The organism is Asticcacaulis sp. (genome assembly GCF_020217185.1).
In the GTDB taxonomy this organism is placed as follows: domain Bacteria; phylum Pseudomonadota; class Alphaproteobacteria; order Caulobacterales; family Caulobacteraceae; genus Asticcacaulis.
The window spans coordinates 1-17,876 of record NZ_JAIWNX010000277.1; the positions used below are offsets into that span (position 1 = coordinate 1).

18 protein-coding genes are annotated in these 17,876 nt (G+C 61.0%); 14 read left to right on the forward strand and 4 right to left on the reverse strand.

The features are described from left to right. Positions 1-90: 90 nt before the first annotated feature. Positions 91-1,080 (reverse strand): glycosyltransferase family 9 protein, encoded by a 990-nt coding sequence (locus LDL37_RS14075; protein WP_290799461.1) that lies wholly within the window; start codon positions 1,078-1,080, stop codon positions 91-93. 39 nt (positions 1,081-1,119) lie between these two features. Between LDL37_RS14075 and LDL37_RS14080 the strand changes: the two genes are divergently transcribed. The 3 genes from LDL37_RS14080 to LDL37_RS14090 all read left to right on the forward strand — a co-directional run bounded on the left by LDL37_RS14080 (position 1,120) and on the right by LDL37_RS14090 (position 3,197). Then, complete coding sequence (locus LDL37_RS14080) at positions 1,120-1,929, forward strand: folate-binding protein (RefSeq protein ID WP_290799463.1); 810 nt, start codon at positions 1,120-1,122, stop codon at positions 1,927-1,929. A 71-nt stretch (positions 1,930-2,000) separates the two neighbouring features. After that, positions 2,001-2,570 carry a DUF805 domain-containing protein gene (locus LDL37_RS14085; protein WP_290799465.1) on the forward strand — a complete coding sequence of 190 codons (570 nt, stop codon included), beginning with the start codon at positions 2,001-2,003 and terminating at the stop codon, positions 2,568-2,570. Between the two features lie 30 nt (positions 2,571-2,600). Beyond that, entirely contained in the window at positions 2,601-3,197 is a 597-nt protein-coding gene (locus LDL37_RS14090; RefSeq protein ID WP_290799466.1) for a ribonuclease HII, read from the forward strand. 43 nt (positions 3,198-3,240) lie between these two features. Here LDL37_RS14090 and LDL37_RS14095 read toward each other — a convergent pair whose 3' ends face one another. After that, positions 3,241-3,945, reverse strand: a complete 705-nt coding sequence (locus tag LDL37_RS14095) for a DUF4253 domain-containing protein (protein ID WP_290799467.1) — start codon at positions 3,943-3,945, stop codon at positions 3,241-3,243. Positions 3,946-4,274: 329 nt separating this feature from the next. On the opposite strand from LDL37_RS14095, the gene LDL37_RS14100 reads away from it, so the two are divergent. Together LDL37_RS14100 and LDL37_RS14105 are read left to right on the forward strand one after the other, a co-directional pair. Then, entirely contained in the window at positions 4,275-5,387 is a 1,113-nt protein-coding gene (locus LDL37_RS14100; protein ID WP_290799468.1) for a site-specific DNA-methyltransferase, read from the forward strand. Between the two features lie 307 nt (positions 5,388-5,694). Continuing rightward, positions 5,695-7,110 (forward strand): hypothetical protein, encoded by a 1,416-nt coding sequence (locus tag LDL37_RS14105; protein WP_290799469.1) that lies wholly within the window; start codon positions 5,695-5,697, stop codon positions 7,108-7,110. Between the two features lie 71 nt (positions 7,111-7,181). On the opposite strand, the gene mutY is transcribed toward LDL37_RS14105, so the two are convergent. Then, complete coding sequence (gene mutY, locus LDL37_RS14110; RefSeq protein ID WP_290799470.1) at positions 7,182-8,276, reverse strand: A/G-specific adenine glycosylase; 1,095 nt, start codon at positions 8,274-8,276, stop codon at positions 7,182-7,184. A gap of 43 nt (positions 8,277-8,319) precedes the next feature. Here mutY and LDL37_RS14115 point away from each other — a divergent pair, with 43 nt between their 5' ends. From LDL37_RS14115 to LDL37_RS14130, 4 genes are all read left to right on the forward strand, one after another. After that, positions 8,320-8,880: a DciA family protein gene (locus tag LDL37_RS14115; RefSeq protein WP_290799471.1), complete on the forward strand. Its 561-nt coding sequence runs from the start codon at positions 8,320-8,322 to the stop codon at positions 8,878-8,880. A gap of 86 nt (positions 8,881-8,966) precedes the next feature. Continuing rightward, a complete protein-coding gene (locus LDL37_RS14120; RefSeq protein WP_290799472.1) occupies positions 8,967-9,602 on the forward strand; it encodes a DsbA family protein in 636 nt (211 codons plus the stop codon). A gap of 2 nt (positions 9,603-9,604) precedes the next feature. Continuing rightward, entirely contained in the window at positions 9,605-10,297 is a 693-nt protein-coding gene (locus LDL37_RS14125; protein WP_290799473.1) for a thioredoxin domain-containing protein, read from the forward strand. Next, positions 10,294-10,989 (forward strand): thioredoxin domain-containing protein, encoded by a 696-nt coding sequence (locus LDL37_RS14130; RefSeq protein ID WP_290799474.1) that lies wholly within the window; start codon positions 10,294-10,296, stop codon positions 10,987-10,989. Before LDL37_RS14125 ends, LDL37_RS14130 begins: the two co-directional genes overlap by 4 nt. 6 nt (positions 10,990-10,995) lie before the next feature. On the opposite strand, the gene LDL37_RS14135 is transcribed toward LDL37_RS14130, so the two are convergent. Then, entirely contained in the window at positions 10,996-11,919 is a 924-nt protein-coding gene (locus LDL37_RS14135; protein ID WP_290799475.1) for a TraB/GumN family protein, read from the reverse strand. Positions 11,920-12,103: 184 nt separating this feature from the next. Here LDL37_RS14135 and smc point away from each other — a divergent pair, with 184 nt between their 5' ends. The 5 genes from smc to LDL37_RS14160 all read left to right on the forward strand — a co-directional run. Then, positions 12,104-15,568: a chromosome segregation protein SMC gene (gene smc, locus LDL37_RS14140; RefSeq protein ID WP_290799476.1), complete on the forward strand. Its 3,465-nt coding sequence runs from the start codon at positions 12,104-12,106 to the stop codon at positions 15,566-15,568. Between the two features lie 253 nt (positions 15,569-15,821). After that, positions 15,822-16,115 (forward strand): AtpZ/AtpI family protein, encoded by a 294-nt coding sequence (locus LDL37_RS14145; RefSeq protein ID WP_290799477.1) that lies wholly within the window; start codon positions 15,822-15,824, stop codon positions 16,113-16,115. Positions 16,116-16,167: 52 nt separating this feature from the next. Next, on the forward strand, positions 16,168-16,929 hold the full coding sequence (locus LDL37_RS14150) for a F0F1 ATP synthase subunit A (protein ID WP_013478624.1): 762 nt from the start codon (positions 16,168-16,170) through the stop codon (positions 16,927-16,929). A 51-nt stretch (positions 16,930-16,980) separates the two neighbouring features. Beyond that, on the forward strand, positions 16,981-17,205 hold the full coding sequence (locus tag LDL37_RS14155) for a F0F1 ATP synthase subunit C (RefSeq protein WP_013478623.1): 225 nt from the start codon (positions 16,981-16,983) through the stop codon (positions 17,203-17,205). Between the two features lie 178 nt (positions 17,206-17,383). Next, a partial coding sequence (locus LDL37_RS14160) for a hypothetical protein (RefSeq protein WP_290799478.1) occupies positions 17,384-17,876 on the forward strand: 493 nt, incomplete at its 3' end.

Genomic DNA, 17,876 nt, shown 5'->3' on the forward strand with positions numbered 1-17,876 from the left:
CTCCGTTTCTCTTCTCCCTTGCGGGCGAAGGTGGCCTGAAAGGCCGGATGAGGGGGAAACAACGGCTCCACCTTAACCCAGCCCTCTCCCTCAGGGGAGACGGGGAGCCTGATGAGATACCGTCAATGTGGTCTGAACGGCCTCATACACCCGGTTTACGCTGAGGTCGAGCATATGACACAGCGCCTGATCGAGATTCGGGTCCTGAGCGCGAATTTCTTCGAAATGCCGCGGCGTGCGCAGAATATGCACATTCTGGCCCAGCGGCGCCTCAACCCGATCATCTGAGGGGCCGTAGAGCCCGAAACTCAGAACATTGGCGGCCGCCGCCAGATGCAGCCAGATATCATCATTGCCAATAAACACATCGGCCTGACGCAGGCAGGCATAGGCGGTCAGCGGGTCGAGCTTACCCGTCAGTTCAATCACACGGGCCTTGGGTGCGGCCATGCGCAGGGCCGTTGCGGCTTCGCGGTCGCTTTCGTGCCCCAGTATCAGCAGACGCGCCCCTTTCAGTGGACCATCTTCGTTCATCAGGCGCGTCGCCAGCACCGAAAAGCGCTCCGCCGGCCATTGCGCGCCCTGCCAGCGCGCGCCGGGCGCGATGGCCAGCAAAGGCCCCTCCTCACCGGGTGTGTCATCGAGAAAGAACTCCGCCCCCACGGCCCGCGCTTCGGCCACATGCAGCCACGGCAGTTCGGGCTTTTCGAGCTTGAGCAGGCGCGACGCGGTGATCACCGGGTGTTCGTCTGTGTGCTGATCCGGCGCGATGGCACGGGTCTTTGCATTGAGAAAACGCGACCACAGGGTCGGGCCCGTATCGAGCAGCAGCCCCCATTGGCGCTGCCGCAGTTGCCACCACAGTTTCAGCCCCGCCATGGAGACAACTGCCCAATCAAAAGGGATGATCGCCTCGATATGGCTGAAATCGGCAAACAGGGCGGCGCTGTCGCTGCGCGTGATCAGGGTCACGGCCGCGTTCGGCACTTCTTGCAGCAGGCGCGCCAGAACCCCACCTAGAGCCAGAGCCCTTTTCGGTTCCTCAAGCGCGACGATCAGGATCGGAAACGGACGGCTCATGCTACATACCCTATCCCGAATCTATGGCTCACAGCAAACATGACCGACCTTATTGCTCTTTCGCATCGTGCCCTGATCGCCCTGAGCGGCCCCGACTGGGGAAAGTTCCTCAATGGCCAGACGACCATTGACGTGGAAACCATCTTCGACGCCGTCGCCGCCGGAGAGAACAAGCCCTTATATTATGGCGCGTTCCTGACCCCGCAAGGCAAGCTGAGCGCCGATGTGTTCATCTGTCCACGGGATTCGGATACCGTATGGATAGATGTCGATGCGGGGGTGCGCGACGAACTGTTCACCCGGCTGAATATGTTCAAGCTGCGGGCGAAGGTCACCCTGTCCAAACCCGAGGCGCAGGTCTATGCCTCTGTGTCCGAGGGATTGCCCGACCCCCGCGCACCGGGGCTTTATCGCGCCTACGGGACGTTTGAGGCGACGGGAGACCTCACGACCTACACGGAGTATCGTCTGACGCAGGGCGTGGCCGAACCGGGGCTCGACTTCCCCAAAGACTATCTCTACCCCATCGACATCAATATGGACCTGATCGAGGCCATCGACTTTAAAAAAGGCTGCTTTGTCGGTCAGGAAACGACATCCCGCATGAAGCGGCGCGGCACGATCAAGAACCGCCTGATCCCCCTGAGCCATACCGGTGCCTTCGCTTTCGGCAGCGAAGTCCTGTTGGGCGAGCGTCGCGCCGGGGAGATTCTGGCCTCCGCCAATGGCAAGTCGCTGGCCCTGATGCGGCTCGACCGGCTGGACGGTGATCTGACCTGCGAAAGCGACCCGGTCCGCCTCGCCGTCCCCGACCGGTTGACCCCGCACCTCAAAGCGGCTGAAACCTGACACGGGTTTCATTTGCCAGCCCGTGCGGCTGCGGTTATCGTCAGACACCACTCACGGCCAAAGGGACCCCCATGTTCAGCTTCGATCTGATGTTTCAACCGCTGAAGCGCTATTTCGATTTTCAGGGCCGCGCCCGTCGTTCGGAATACTGGTTGTTTTATCTGTTTCAGGTTGTGGTCAGCCTCTTCCTGAACATTGTGCAGATGTCGGGCGGGCTGGTCGCGGGCCTTGCCGCCGGTCTGGCCCTGATTTTCGGACTGGGCGTTCTCATCCCCTCCATCGCCGTGGGTGTGCGCCGTTTCCACGATACCAACCGCACCGGCCTGTGGATTCTGTTCTATCCGGCGGTCATGATCGTGTCGCTGATCCTCACCCTTGTCTTTGCCGCGGATGCCGTGGCCCAGATGGGGCAGAACTTTCAGAACCTTGATCCTTCAAGCCTCGAATCGGGCGACGCGCAGGCCAATATGGCCGTTTACAGCGCCATGGCCCCCATCGCGCTCTATGTGCTCCTGCCCACCTGGCTGGCCAGTCTGGTGACACTATGGTTCCATGTGCAGGATGGCACGCCCAACGCCAACCGCTTTGGCCCGGACCCTAAGGGGCGGGGCGTTACCGAAAGCGTGGCCGCCACCTTCTAAGCCTCAGCGGAATCGGGTATGGAGCCATCCATGCCCGATTTTACGTTTGAGTCTCAGTTTGACGGTCTGGTCTGTGGGGTCGATGAGGCCGGACGCGGCCCCTGTGCCGGGCCCCTGTGCGTGGCCGCCGTCATCCTTGACCCGGCGCGCATCCCGGCGGGCATAGCCGACTCAAAAAAACTCACAGAAAAACAGCGATTTGCGCTAGAACCTGAAATAAAGTCGGCCGCTCTGGCGTGGTCGGTGATCGAGATTTCCGCCGCCGATATCGACTGCCACAACATCCTTAAGGCGACGATGATGGGCATGACGCAGGCTGTCGAAGCCCTCAGCCCGCAGCCCATCCACGCCCTGATCGACGGCAATCGCTGCCCGCCGCTGGCCATACCCGCCACGGCGGTGGTCAAGGGCGACGACAAATCCCTGTCCATCGCCGCCGCCTCGATCCTCGCCAAGACGGCGCGCGACCGCATCATGATCGAGATGGACGCCCTCTATCCCGCCTATGGCTTCAAATCGCACAAGGGCTATCAGGCCGAAGCCCATATCACCGCCATCCGCCTGCATGGCCCCTCGCCCATCCATCGCCTGAGTTGGGCCACGGTACGCTCGGTTCTTATGGTCTGATATCCATCGCCTATATATTCGATAGATTAAGCCCCTGATGACCTTAATCCCACCAGAAAACCCACCAGCGCTGCGCCATTAGACACGCGGCCAAAATGGAAATCTCACTCACGCCCTGATCGACAATATCAGGGCAGTAGCGATACATCTCCTTTGCCAAGGCAAGCGCCTTCTCACGGCTATCCAAAGGCTTGGGCACCCGCAAATTGAGCACATCGCCGCTCATGCCGATCAATTCAGCTCCGAAACGTTCATTCCATGACCGCAATGCAGCCACCTGAACGTCAGGCATTGGACAAGCGTTCCATCCACCCCATTTCATATAGGCCGGCACCTCCGAACCCGTCTTTGTCGGAACCAAAACGATATGGACCGTTTTAAAAGACCTACCTGTCAGAATATCAGTCGCAACACTCAGGCCGGCCTCATCAGGAAGCGATCCGGTTGGCCATTCTCCCATCATTGCTTCAATGTCTTGGTCTGCCAGAGCGTTATCTTGCGTTTTCAATACCTCCGGAAAGTGTATAGCGTTCGCGCTCTTTAAAATTTGAGAGGGGGTTTGTGCGCTTTCCGGCATTGCTTCCGTGTTGCCCCCACGATCAGCGACAAAGCGGCCAGCGATATTCATCAAGTCTTCGTCGCCACCTAACACAACCGGATAACCTCGCCCGGCCGCTTTGAGCTTTGTCCAGTTCTCAAGGGCCTTATCGCCTGGCACGCTGACGATCTCATAAGGGAATGCCGCCATCACTCTTGCTTTGTAAGCCGCAGCGTCCGTTGATCCGGGCTCAGACGCTGAGACCGGTTTGCAACCTATGAGACCCGCCGCTCCCAGTACGGTGAGCACCGAGCGCCTTGTTGTTCGATACATGCGATTTCCCCCTGTCATCCGAGTTCATAGAACAAAACGAATCCAAAACTGAGTCCTAAAAGACTCACCCCCAGAAAATTGAGTCAAATGAGACTCGCCCGATTCGCCGCGAGTCAAGTTGTAACTTTTTATTAACCCCACAGGATTCTAACCTGTCTTTTCTTACCGGCCCACAGAAGCGGGCCGCCACGATCCGGGGTTAAGCCATGACACGCCACATGCCGCAAAAAGCCATCATGCAGCGCACCGCGCTGGAGCTGGACACCATCCATGTCGGTGAGTGCGTGGACATACTGAAATCCCTGCCGGACAAGTCCGTTGATCTGGTCTTCGCCGATCCGCCCTATAACCTGCAACTGGGTGGGGACCTGCACCGCCCGGACAATTCCAAGGTCGATGCGGTGGACGACGAGTGGGATCAGTTCGCCAGCTTCGAAGCCTATGACCGCTTCACCCGCGAATGGATGCGCGAATGCCAGCGCGTGCTTAAGGACGACGGAGCCATCTGGGTCATCGGCTCCTATCACAACGTCTTCCGTCTGGGCGTCGCGCTTCAGGACCTGGGCTTCTGGGTGATGAACGACGTCATCTGGCGCAAGGCCAATCCCATGCCCAATTTCAAGGGCACCCGCTTCACCAACGCGCACGAAACCCTGATCTGGGCCACCAAGGCCAAGGGCCAGAAGCGCTACACCTTCAACTATGACGCCCTCAAGGCCTTCAACGAAGACACGCAGATGCGCTCCGACTGGGCCATCCCGCTGTGCACCGGTGAAGAACGCCTGAAGGACGCGGACGGCAACAAGGTCCACCCGACTCAGAAGCCCGAAAGCCTGCTCTATCGCGTCCTGCTGGCCTGCTCCAAGCCCGGTCACGTGGTGCTTGATCCCTTCTTTGGTACAGGCACCACCGGCGCGGCCGCCAAGCGTCTGGGCCGCCACTTCATCGGCATCGAGCGCGACGAAACCTATGCCAAACACGCGCGTGAGCGCATTGCCCGCGTGCAGCGCGCCAATGAGTCCGACCTCGCCACCATGGGCTCCAAAAAAGCCGAACCGCGCGTTCCCTTCGGCGCGCTGGTCGAAGCCGGCCTGCTGCAACCCGGCGACACCCTCTACTGCCCCAAGGGTCAGCGCACCGCCCGCGTCCGCGCCGACGGCTCGCTGGTGCACGGCGAACTGACCGGCTCGATCCACAAGGTCGGGGCCATGCTGGAACAGGCTCCGTCCTGCAATGGCTGGACCTACTGGCGCTTCAAGACCGATGCCGGGTTCAAACCCATCGACGACCTGCGCGCCCGCATCCGGCAGGGTCACTAGGGGCAAGCCCCTAGAACCAGAACGTACCGCGGCAGGCGGCATCGTCTATTTTCAATGAACAACAAAGCCCGGTCGAAAGGCCGGGTTTTGTCTATTTTGCGACTAGAGCGATGTGCGGAAAAGTGTAAGCGGTTTCCGCAAAAACATCGCTACAAAACAGAAACTTAGAGCGAAATGACGCTTCCACCTAAAATCATTTCGCTCTAAAGTCGCAATATTGATCGTTTCCGCTTGATTTTGAAATAATCTGCGCGTTTAATCATCTGACAAATAAACGGCGCAAAGCCGTAACCACGGGAACGTCAGGATGATTACGCACACTCTTCGCCGATGGGCAGTGGCCTTGACTGTCTGCGCCGGTCTGGGGCTGATCGCCTCATCGGCCAATGCGCAGCAAAGCCGCAAGGAAATGCTGGCCGCCGAAGCCGCTGCCGAAAACGTCAAGACCGTCAGCAAGCTGGTGCAGACCTTTGGTCTGCCCTGCGAAGTGACCGAAGCCACGGTCCCTGCTGCCGCCGAAGCCACGGTCGATGGCAAGAGAGTCGCCATCGAAAGCTTTGAAGTCGCCTGTAAGAACCAGCGGGGTTACCTTCTTTACATGGCCAAAAAGGCGCCGTTTGGCGATCCGATGGACTGCCTTGAAGCCGCCGCCATAGCCAAGACCTCCCCCGGCAGTCCGGTGTGCAAGTTACGCGGCAATCGCGTGGCGCACTACTGGCTGGGCGACACCGCCAAGTCGAAGATCCCGGCCTGTCAGATCGCAGGCGCGCGCTTTATCCGTGCCGACGCCACGAAAAACAGCGAAACCTACGAAATTGGCTGTAAAAATACGGCGGGTGGTATCTTTACGGTGCCCACCTGGAAGGCCAGCGACCAGACGGTGGGTTTCCTCAACTGCCTGAAAACCGCCGACACGGCTCTGAAATGCGAACTGACGACGCCGGAGCTGTTGCCGCAAACCGTCGGCGCGCTGGTGCGCAAGAATGCCCCGGACTGCACGTTGAACAATGCGCGGTTTATCGGTGCCACCAAGGACGCCGAATATTACGAAGTGGGCTGTGAAGGTAAGCCGGGCTTCGTGCTGGTCACCGATCTCGACACCCAGTTCAAGGGCAAGGTCGGCTGTGACAAGGCAGCGAATATTGGCGGTTGTAAGTTCACCGATGCCGCCGCTCTGGCTGCCGCCGGTAAGGCCAAGCAGGACGAGGCCAAGGCCAAATATAAGGACGCCTATGCGCAGGCGCTGAGCGCGGCCGGCATTGCCTGCACCATCGAAGACTTCCGCCGTATTGGCCGCGATACCACCAACCGCGACCTGGCCGAATTCAAATGCCCGGAAGCGAAGACCGGGCTGATCGCCCTGATCCCCGATGCGGGCAAGGAGGGCAAACTTGAAACCTTCGACTGCTTCGGAGCCGCCGTTCAGAAGACCGACTGCGCCTATATGAGCCGGGATCAGCTCAAGGCATACCTGCAAACCCTCAGCGCCAATCATAAGTCGATCAAGGCCGACTGTGTGATCGGCGAGGCCCGCTACGCCTTTGAAAACAACGGGCAGGTGGTGCTGGAAATCGCCTGTACCAACAAGCGCGGCTATATTGCCGTCCTCAACAAGGCTCGCACGGCCCTCAATCCCGCCGTGCCCTGCCATGTCGCCGCCACCAATCCCGGCGTGCCTGAAAAGTGCACGATCGCCGGCAATGGCAGCAACACCGCGGGATAACCGCTCCGGTTTTCAGTAAGCGTACCTCGTGAACCCTCCCCTTGCCCCGCCTTCACCGGCGGGGCATTTTTTTATCTGAACTTCAACGCCTTGGCAAACGCAGTGGGCAGCGATTTCACCTCTGCCCAACTTAAACCCTGATAAGCATTATGCTGACGCAAAAACGCCGTCATATCGTCTGCGCTCAGTACCACCCGCCAGACCTGCTGGTTCAAGGCAAAGTGCGTAAAAACGTGCGCGTAGCTGCCGAGATATTCCCACGCCTGATTTCCACAGTCGAGCGACGGGAAGACGATTTCCCCCTCGCTCCATCTCTCTGAACGCCACTCCAGATGCGGCAGGCCCAGCATCCCGCCCAGCAGGCCCTTTTCCGGGCGACGTTCGACCACAAACCCGTCTTCTGACGTGATCAGAAAGGCCACGCCGTGCCGCACGGGTTTCGGGGCTTTGGCGGCCTTTAGGGGATAGACCTCCGGCTGGCCTTCGGCAAAGGCGGCGCAATCTTCACGCAACGGGCAGATCAGGCAGGACGGCGATTTGGGGCGACAGACGCTGGCCGACAGGTCCATCAGCGCCTGCGGCCAGTCGCGCGCGCGGTCTTCGCGCACCCAACGCGCCGCCAGTTCGCGCAACAGAGGCCGCGCCTGCGGCACAGGTGTTTTGACGGCATTGAGGCGGCTCATCACCCGCTCGATATTGCCATCGACCACATTGGCGGCCTTTCCAAACGCAAAGGCCATCACCGCTGCCGCCGTATAGGGGCCGAAACCCGGCAGTTTCAGCAAGGCCGCCTCATCCGCCGGAAAAACGCCGCCATGTTCGCTGACCACGGCCCGTGCGCATTTGAGCAGGTTGCGCGCCCGCGAATAGTAGCCCAGCCCCGCCCATTCGGCCATCACCCGCTCATCGGGCGCGGCGGCCAGATCGACCACGCTTGGCCACAGGGCGGTGAATTTTTCAAAATAGGGCGTGGCGTGCGGCACGGTGGTCTGCTGAAGCATCACCTCCGACATCCACACCCGGTACGGATCGGCCTTAAGCGCGGCCCCCGGCCCTTCGCGCCAAGGCAAAACGCGCGCATTGCGGTCGTACCAGTCCAGCACTCTCTGACGCGCAGGCGAGACATCGGCCTCAGTACACTCTGCCTGTCGCGCATCTGATTCCAAAAACCGCTGCACACTTTTTGGGATGCGCTTTATACTCAACACCATGAAACGTGACCTGCCGTCCTATGAAGAAGCCGTGCGCATCCTGCGGACCACGCGGACGCGCCGTGCGCCGCAGCCGACGCCGCCCGTCAACCGACAGATAGCGCCGATGATGAAGGCACTCAATGAACGATTTGAAGCCTATGACACCGGGGCGGGCCGTCTCAAAAGCCGCTGGCCGGAGATTGTCGGCGATACGGTGGCGCGCATTACCGAACCGGTGAAGGTCATCCGTGCCCGGCCCGGCGCCAGGGCGGGCGGCACGCTCGATCTGCGCGTCGAAGGGTCGTTTGCTTCGGTTATTCAGCATCAGAGCCGCGTCATTCTCGATCGCGTCAATCTGTTCCTGGGGGCGGGTACGGTCGAACGCCTGCGCCTCATTCAGGGGCCGGTGCAGAAGGTCGCGCGTCCGGTGCCGCCGCCCGCCCCCAAACCCCTGAGCGCCGCCGAAGAACTGGCCTTGCAGGAAAGCGTGAAGGCCGTAGCGGATGAAAAGCTCAGGCGCGAACTGCTGCGACTGGGCCGTTCGGTGCTGCTCAAGGACCGTGCCCGACGGAAGTAACTTGCCAAAGGCCACGCTCTCGCCGTAGGAAGTCGGGATAAGGCCAACAGACGCCTGATCCAGATTCTCACATAAGGGCCCGATCCATGCACCTGACCCGTCACACCCTCGTTCGCGGCGCGCTTATGGCTGCCGCTGCTTTCGGTACACTCGCCCTCGCCGCCTGTGGCGGCAGCCAGACGAACGCCGGGGCCGACGACATGGTTCTGGGCAAGGCCGACGCCCCCATCACCCTTGTCGAATACGCCTCGGTGACCTGCACCCACTGCGCCGCCTTCAACGAAAAGGTTTTCCCGACGGTGAAGGCCAAATATATCGACACCGGCAAGGTGAAGTACATCTACCGCGAATTCCTCACCCCTCCGGCGGACGTCTCGGCAGCGGGCGTTCTGGTGGCGCGCTGCGCCGGCAAGGACAAGTATTTCGAGGTGATCGACGCCATCATGCGTTCGCAGCAGGAACTGTTCACTACGGGCGACGCCAAGGGCATCCTCAAGCGCGTGGCCAATTCGGCCGGCCTGTCCGACGAGGCCTTTGCCAAGTGCGTCAACGATCCGAAGGGTCTGGAGCGCATCCAGACCAATATGGAAAAATACGCCAAGGCCGACAATATCACCGGCACCCCGACCCTGATCATCAATGGTCAGAAGTTCGAAGGCGACTATACCAGCGTCGAAGCCTTCACGGCCGCGCTCGACAAAGCGCCTGCCGCGAAGAAGTAAACATGCCTGCGCCATCTGGCCCCAATCCAGCGAATAGCCTTTTAGCCAGAAAATGGCGCAAGTGCCTCGCTGGATTGTGCGTTGGAACGATACTTTTTTTGCCCACTCCTCTTGTGGCTCAGCCGCAGATACCCGCGATCAGTCCGGAAGATATGAGCCTTGGGCGTTTGAACACACCCGTAACTTTGATCGTCTATGGTTCGATAACCAGCGCTCACTTCGCTCAGTTTTACAGAGAGGTTTTCCCGGAGCTGGACAAAGCGTACATCCGGCAGGGCCAAGTAGAGTATATTTTCAGAGAATATCTTACCCCTCCCAGTGATATATCGGCTGCCGGAATGATGATGGCGCGCTGCACGGGCAAAGACAGGTATTTCAAAACCCTCGCGCGGTTGATGAATTCACGGAGTGAAATCCTTGCCGCAGAAAACCCCATCGTCATTGTTCGTCGCATTGCACGCCAGTCTGGTCTTTCCGATCACAATTTTGAAACCTGCATTAATGACCCTACTTCTCTCAAACGTATGACCGCAGCGGAAACCCACCTATCTGAAATGCCCGCAGATATTAACATGCCCTATCTCTTCATAAATGGTGTGCTGTTTACCGGCGACTCGACTGATTTCGACGCCGTAGCCGCCGCCATAGATGAAGCGATATCCAATCCGTTACCGGACCAAAGGACCCAGCCATGACCGCCACCGTTCGTCGCCTTTATGATCGTGCCCGCCGCGCGCCCTTCTGGCAGCAGGCCGTGGCGGTCTTTCTGCTGGCGGTGCTCACCACCGCCCTGTTCAGCGTGGCCGCCAACGCCCAGAGCACGGGAAAAGCCAAGGTCGCCCCTCTGAAAGAGATGACCAAGGGCGCGGCCAATGCCCGTGTGACCGTGGTCGAATATGGCTCGGTCACCTGCACCCACTGCGCCCACTGGTACACCACCAACTGGCCCAAGTTCGAGCGCGACTACATCAAGACGGGCAAGGTAAAGTACGTCTATCGCGAAGTCGCCACCAACCCGGCTCAGATGGCCTTTGGCGTCTATATGCTGGGCCATTGCGCCGCGGATAAGTCCAACTGGCTGGGCCAGAAGGGTGGCACAAAGGCCTATTTCACCGTCATCGACGGCTTCTTCGCCGCTCAGTCGAAAATCTACGAAACGGGTGAAGCCGAACCGGTCTTCCGCTCGCTGGCGGCCAAGGCGGGCCTGAATCAGAGCGAAGCCGACAACTGCCTGAAAAACGAGGACCTGTTCAAGGCGATCTCCGCCCGCATGGAGACCAATATGGCCAAGGACGGCGTCGAGGGCACCCCGACCTTCTTCGTCAATGGTAAGCGCGTCGAAAGCGACTATGCCGCCATCGAAGCCGCCATCAAGGCCGTGAAGTAAGCGGGCTCAAAGGGGCTCGCGCACCTGATAGCCGCGGGCCCGCAAGCCGGACACGAGCCGGTCGTCATTGATCAACATACCTATAGGCAGGATCAGCACGCTCCGCTTCGAACCGCTCATCGCCTTTTCGATCACCGCGATCGTGTCGCCACTGACCCGCGCCGACAGGTCCGCGCCCAGTCCCTGAAGACAGTCGCCCTTCGGGCCATTGCGCCAGATCGGTTTGAGCCGCGCCACATCGCCAGAGGCCCAGGCCTTGGTGACCATCGGCACATTGGGAATATCGTAATCGAGGGAGTCGAGCGTCATCGTCAGACAGCGACGGCTCTCCTCGGCATCAATGGCTGCAATCTGGTTCAGCAGTGGCTTGGCTTCATAGCTGGCCACCGCGCGCACCTTCACCTTCTTCTTTTTGGCCACCTTGCTCAGGCGATCCACAACCGCCGAAGATGAATAGCCGTATTTCCGGTTGATCTTCATGGACAGACGCATCCCGGCCCACAGCGGCTTGTCCTTCTCTATATCGTTCGTTTTGATGCCATAACGCCGGGCCGTAGCCTGAAACCGCGCATATTCAGCTTCGGGCAGCACGTCTTTTAACGTCGTGCGCCCCGGTAAATCCTTGTCCTTCATCAAACGAAAAATAAGCGACACGCCTCCGCTCGCCGTCGGCGGCGTGTACAGGGTTTCGGCCCCGGTCAGTATGTTCTCGATGCGCGTGCTGTCCCATCCCGCCTTACCCTCAATTTGGGCAGAGCCGATGATCCACACCACCTTATCGTCGCGCACCACCTTCCACAGGGCGGGTCCGGGCAGGCGTTTGACCACCGTGACATCGGTCGTGCTCCAGATAGCATCGTCCTGTGCCCACGCCGTGATCGGACCGAGAACCACAAAAGCCAGCGTCAACAGGATTTTCGTCTTCATCATCCCCTCCATCCCTTGCATCTATCGGTGGTAGGTTGGCGGAAGGGCGAAAATAGGGCAAGGGACAGAGGGATTGCGCCCCTTGCGGGCCTCCCCACCCTCGCTCTAATAAGAAGCCTTTAGGCAAAAGCGTTAAAGCCCATTAACCTTTACATCTCGTCTGATTCGCTATTCCTCCGGTCCCTGCTTGCAATTCCAACGGCTGAAACTTTCCGGCTTCAAGTCCTTCGTCGATGCGTCTGAATTTCGCATCGAACCCGGACTGACGGGCATTGTTGGCCCCAATGGCTGCGGCAAGTCGAACCTGCTGGAAGCCCTGCGTTGGGTGATGGGGGCGACCTCGGCCAAGGCCATGCGCGGTGCCGGCATGGAGGACGTGATCTTTGCCGGATCGGACAAACGCCCGGCGCGCAACTGGGCCGAAGTCACGCTCACCATCGACAATTCGGCCCGCCTCGCCCCTCAGCCCTTCACCGATCAGCCCGTGCTCGACATCGCCCGTCGCATTGATCGTGGTCAGGGTTCGATCTACAAGGTCAATGGCAAGGAGGTGCGTGCGCGCGACGTGCAGCTTCTGTTTGCCGATGCTTCGACCGGGGCCAACTCCCCGGCCCTGGTGCGTCAGGGGCAGATTTCCGAGCTGATCGCCGCCAAACCGCAAAACCGCCGCCGCGTCCTCGAAGAAGCCGGGGGCGTGTCGGGCCTGCACACCCGCCGTCATGAGGCCGAACTGCGTCTGCGCGCCGCCGAGGCCAATCTGGCGCGGCTGGACGATATTTCGCGTGAACTGGACAGCGCCCTGTCGCGGCTAAAACGCGAGGCGCGGCAGGCCGACAAATACAAGAAGATTTCCGCCGAAATCCGCGCCTTGCAAAAGGCCATTCTGCACGCCCGATGGCTGGAGGCGCTGGCTGTGTTTCAGTCCACGACGGGCGAAATGCACACCCTGTCGCAGGCCGTCGAAGAGACGACGCGCGAAGCCGCCACCGCTCAGGTTCACGCCCTTAAAGCCGCCGAGGCCATACCGCCGCTGCGCGAAGAAGAAGCCATAGCGGCGACCGTCAACCACCGCCTAAGCATCGAGAAAGAACGCCTCGACCTCGAAGCCCAGCAGGCGCAAGCCGAGATAGAGCGGCTGAAAAACGACCTGCGCCGTCAACAGGCCGACCATGCGCGCGAGTTGGAACTGGCGCGCGACGGTCAGGCCCAGATTGAACGCCTGACCGAGATGCTGGCGCGCGTGCGCGAAGAGATCAAAGACGCCCCGTCGCGCGAACCGGAACTGAAGGCCGCCGTGCTGATGGCCGAGGGCGAGCGCGTCGAGGCCGATCAGCGCATTGAGGAACTGGCGGCCGAACTGGCTGCCCTGACCGAGCGGCAAAGGCTGGAGGCCACGCGCCTGAAAGAGGCGCAGACCCGCTTTGAGCGCCTGCTGGCCCAGACCAATCAGGCCGAGCGCGAAAAACAGGCGCTGGGTGTGTTTGATCACGCGGCGCTGGAGACGGCGCGACAGGCAGCCGACACCGCGCAACAAACGCTGGACGCCGCGCGTGCCGAGGCCGAAGCGCTGGAAGGCGAGCGGGTGGCGGTGGTCAATGCCGAGGCTCAGGCACGCAAAAGTGCGCGCGACCTCGAAGACCGGCTGGGGCGGCTGACGGCCGAATCGCGCGGTCTGGCGCAGATTCTGAACGCCAATACCGCCAAGGGTAAAAGCCCGTTACTGGACGCCGTGCGCGCCGAAAAAGGCTATGAACTGGCGCTGGCGGCGGCCCTGGGCGACGATCTCAATCTCGGCCTGTCGAAGCGCGGGGCGCTCGACGCGCTGGCCTTCTGGGCTGAGGATTTCGATTCGCAGGCCGTGCTGAGCGATCTGTCGGCGCTGGGGGTCACGCCGCTGACGCAATACGTCAGTGCCCCGCCCGCCCTGTCCTTGCGCCTTTCAACCATTGGCGTGGTCGATCAGGCCGAGGGCGACCGCCTTCAGGCACACCTGCCCGTGGGCGCGCGGCTGGTGTCGAAAGAGGGCGATCTGTGGCGCTGGGATGGGCTGATCGTGCGCGCCAAGGCCCCTAAGCCAGCCGCTGTGCGTCTGGCCCAACGCACCCGCTTCGACGAACTGGAGGCCGAAATCGACGCGCTCAAGCCGGAGCTTGAGGCCGCGCAAACCGCGCTGAAAAGCGCCGCCGACGCGCAACGCCGCTTTGAAGATCGTCTTCGTCAGGCGCGCACCCGCCTGCCCGAACTGGAACGCGATCTGCGCACCAAAACAGCTCAGGCCGATGAGCTGGGCCGCCGCCAGACGCAGTACGAAACGCGCATGGAGGCGCTGGACGGCAGTATCAAACGTCTGCGCAGCGATCTGGGCGAGGCCAAGACCGCCTATGAGGCGCTGGCCGACGCGCAATCGACGCCGGAAACGCTGGACGCCCTGAACGACGCTCTGGTTGAGGCGCGCAACCTCGCCAATAGCCGGCGTCAGGCCGTGCTGGCGGCACGGTCGGCGCTGGACGACGACGCGCGCAACCGGCAGCAACGCGAATCGCGCGAACGCAATCTGAGCCGCGACCTCAGCGACTGGACGCGACGCCACGGCGAATCGGGCAGCCGCGTCGAAAAGCTGACGCGCGAACAGGAAATGACTCTGGCGGCGCTGGCCATAGCCGAGGCCGCGCCCGCGACGTTTGAAACCCGCCGTCTCAGCCTGCTCGATTCGCTCGCCTCCGCCGAAAAGCGCCTGTCCGAGGCGCGCGACGCGCTGGCCTTGGCCGAAACCGCCAAACGCGAGGCCGATGCCGAGGAAAAGGCGCGCGAACAGGCGGCGGCGCAGGCGCGCGAACACCGCGCCGGGGCGCTGGCCCGACTGGAGGCCGCGACCGCCCGCAAGGCCGAGATCGAAGCACAAATCCTCGATCAGACGCAGGACACACCGGAAGCGCTGGGCCAGCGCCTGAAAGAAGAGGCCATCGCCACGCCCTCAGATGCCGCCGGCGCCGAAGCCTTGCTGTCGGGGCTGGAAAAGGAGCGTGATCTTCTGGGCGCGGTCAATCTGCGCGCCGAAGAAGAGGCGACCGAGTATCAGGAACGGCTGGAAGGCATCAGCCGCGAACGGCTCGACCTGACCACAGCCATTGGTAAGCTGCGCGACGGGATCGACGAACTGAACGCCGAAGGCCGTGAACGCCTTCTGGCGGCGTTTGACGTGATCAATGAACACTTCAAGACGCTGTTTGTCGCCCTGTTTGGGGGCGGCTCGGCGGAGTTGCGGCTGGTCGAATCAGACGATCCGCTGGAGGCCGGGCTGGAAATCTATGCCTGCCCGCCGGGCAAGCGCCTTTCGACCATGAGCCTGATGTCAGGCGGCGAACAGGCCCTGACCGCGACGGCGTTGATTTTTGGCGTGTTTCTGGCCAATCCGGCCCCGGTTTGCGTGCTGGACGAAGTCGATGCGCCGCTCGATGACGCCAATGTGGATCGCTATTGCCGGCTGCTCGATGAAATGCGCACCCGCACCCAGACGCGCTTTATCGCCATCACCCACAATCCGGTGACCATGGCGCGCATGGACCGCCTGTTTGGCGTGACCATGGCCGAACGCGGCGTCTCACAACTGGTCAGCGTCGATCTGAAGGCCGCCGAGGCGCTGGTCGCCTGAGGCAACCGACCAAAGTCTTAAGCCCCGCCGAAAGGGGGCTTGCAAACCATTGTTACAAGGGTTTGCCGCGATAAGGCCCCGCACGGGAAACGAATTTTCGCAAATAGTGATGCCCTGTAGTCTTTGCACGGGGCAATTAGATCAACTTTATGTCATCGGCTTGCTTGACCTTTGCGGTCTGTCCGATTAGGTTCCGCGCCGTCCGAAGGGGGATATTTGTCTGTGTGCGAATGTCCTTCCGAAAGGTCCGAATATGAATAATGACCCCGATCATGAGACTTCGTCGAAGCTGGACGACCTCGAACGGCGGCTTAATGCCATTGAGCAGAAGAAGCGCCGCAAAGAGACCGACCACCCCGAAAGCGAAGCGGGCGCCGGAAAGGGCTATCAGGCTCTGGGCGAACTTCTCGGTGGCATTTTCATCGGACTGGGGGCTGGCTGGCTGAGTGACGAATACCTGCATACGCGCCCTTTCGGCATTATTGTCGGCGCGATTGTCGGTCTGGTTGCCGGGGTCTATGCCGTCGCCCGCAGCGGACGTCGTTGAGATTTTCAGGGCCCTTTGGTCCATCGCTATTTGAATTGATGAGGTAGGGCTTATGGCCGATCCGTTGCACCAGTTTCAGATCCAGAAGGTCGTCGAACTGCCGACCATCGACGTCGCTGGTGTCCCCGTTGACCTGTCGATCACCAATTCCGTTCTGGCCATGCTGATCGGTGTGGGCTGCGTGGTGCTGTTCTTCGCTCTGACCACGGCGCGCGCCTCGATCATTCCGGGCCGTTTTCAGGTGATGGCCGAAGGCCTGTTTGGCCTGATCGACGACCTGTCTGAGTCCATCATCGGCCACGAAGGCCGCGCCTTCTTCCCGTTCGTGTTCACGCTCTTTCTGTTTATCCTGAGCTGTAACCTTGTGGGGATGACCACCTATTTCACCGCGACGTCACAACTGGCGGTCACCGCCATGCTGGCCATCCTTACCATCGGTACGGTCATCGTCGTCGGTTTCATCAAGAACGGTTTCGGCTTCTTCAAGCTGTTCATGCCTTCGGGCGTGCCGCTGCTGATCCTGCCGATCCTTATCCCTATCGAAATCATCTCCTTCCTGATGCGCCCCATCACCCTGACGCTGCGTCTGTTCGGCAACATGGTCGGCGGTCACATCGTGATGAAGGTGTTCGCGGGCTTCATCGTGGCTCTGGCCTCGGCGGGTGCGCTCGGCTATCTCGGCGGTTTTGTGTCGCTGACGGCGGTCGTGGCCCTGACGGCGCTGGAATTCCTGGTGGCCTATCTGCAAGCCTTCGTCTTCGCGGTGCTGGCCTGCGTGTACCTCAATGACGTGGTGAACCTGCATCACCACTAAGTCATCACCTTACCTTACGTTTATCCTCTTCTTCCTACGGAGTTAAAGTCTATGGACGCTTCTGCTTACAAGTTCCTCGGCGCGGGTCTGGCCATGCTGGGTATGATCGGTGCCGGTATCGGTCTCGGTCTGCTGTTCGGCAACTTCTTCCAGGGCGCGCTGCGCAACCCGTCGGCGGCCAAGTCGCAACAGACCAACCTCTTCATCGGTATGGCCCTGACCGAAGCCCTCGGCATTCTGGCGTTCGTTATCGCCATCATGATCCTGAACGGCTAATCCTGCTTTCGCGGGCAGGATCGCCGCAGGCGTTCGCCCGACGAAGACCGGACTTTCGACGGATCAGGCTGGCGTCACAGTCTGATCCGTTCGTCTTTACGCGCATCTTCAAACGCTGCGCGCCTGTCAAAACAGACCCATAGTCCGTGCCTGTGGCCCGGATCAAAAGGATCAAATCATGAGCGTAACCGCAAGCCCCGCGGCCAGCGAGACGAGTGCCGAGGCACCCGTGACCACGGTGGCCACGCTTGAGCCCATCGCCGAAGCCACCGCTTCTGCCGAAGCGGCTCACGGCGACGCCCACACCACCTCTACCGGCCACGGCGAAGACCACGCTTCCGGCGGCCTGCCGCAGTTCCAGACGGAACACTGGGCGGGTCAGATGGTGTGGCTGGTCGTCATCTTCACCGTCCTGTTCATCCTGATCGCCAAGGTGTTCGCCCCTCGCCTGCGCAACGTCATCGACACGCGCGGCGCTACGATCGCCGAAGATCTGGCCAATGCCCGCGCCATCCGCGACGAGGCCGAGGCTCAGGCCAAGGACGCGGCCGCTGAAACCGCGGCGGCCCATGCCGCTGCCCGCAAGCTGGCCGCCGATGCCAAGGCGAAAGCGGCGGCTGAAATGGCTGCGGCTCAGGCCAAGGAAGACGCCCGTCTGAACGGCATTCTGG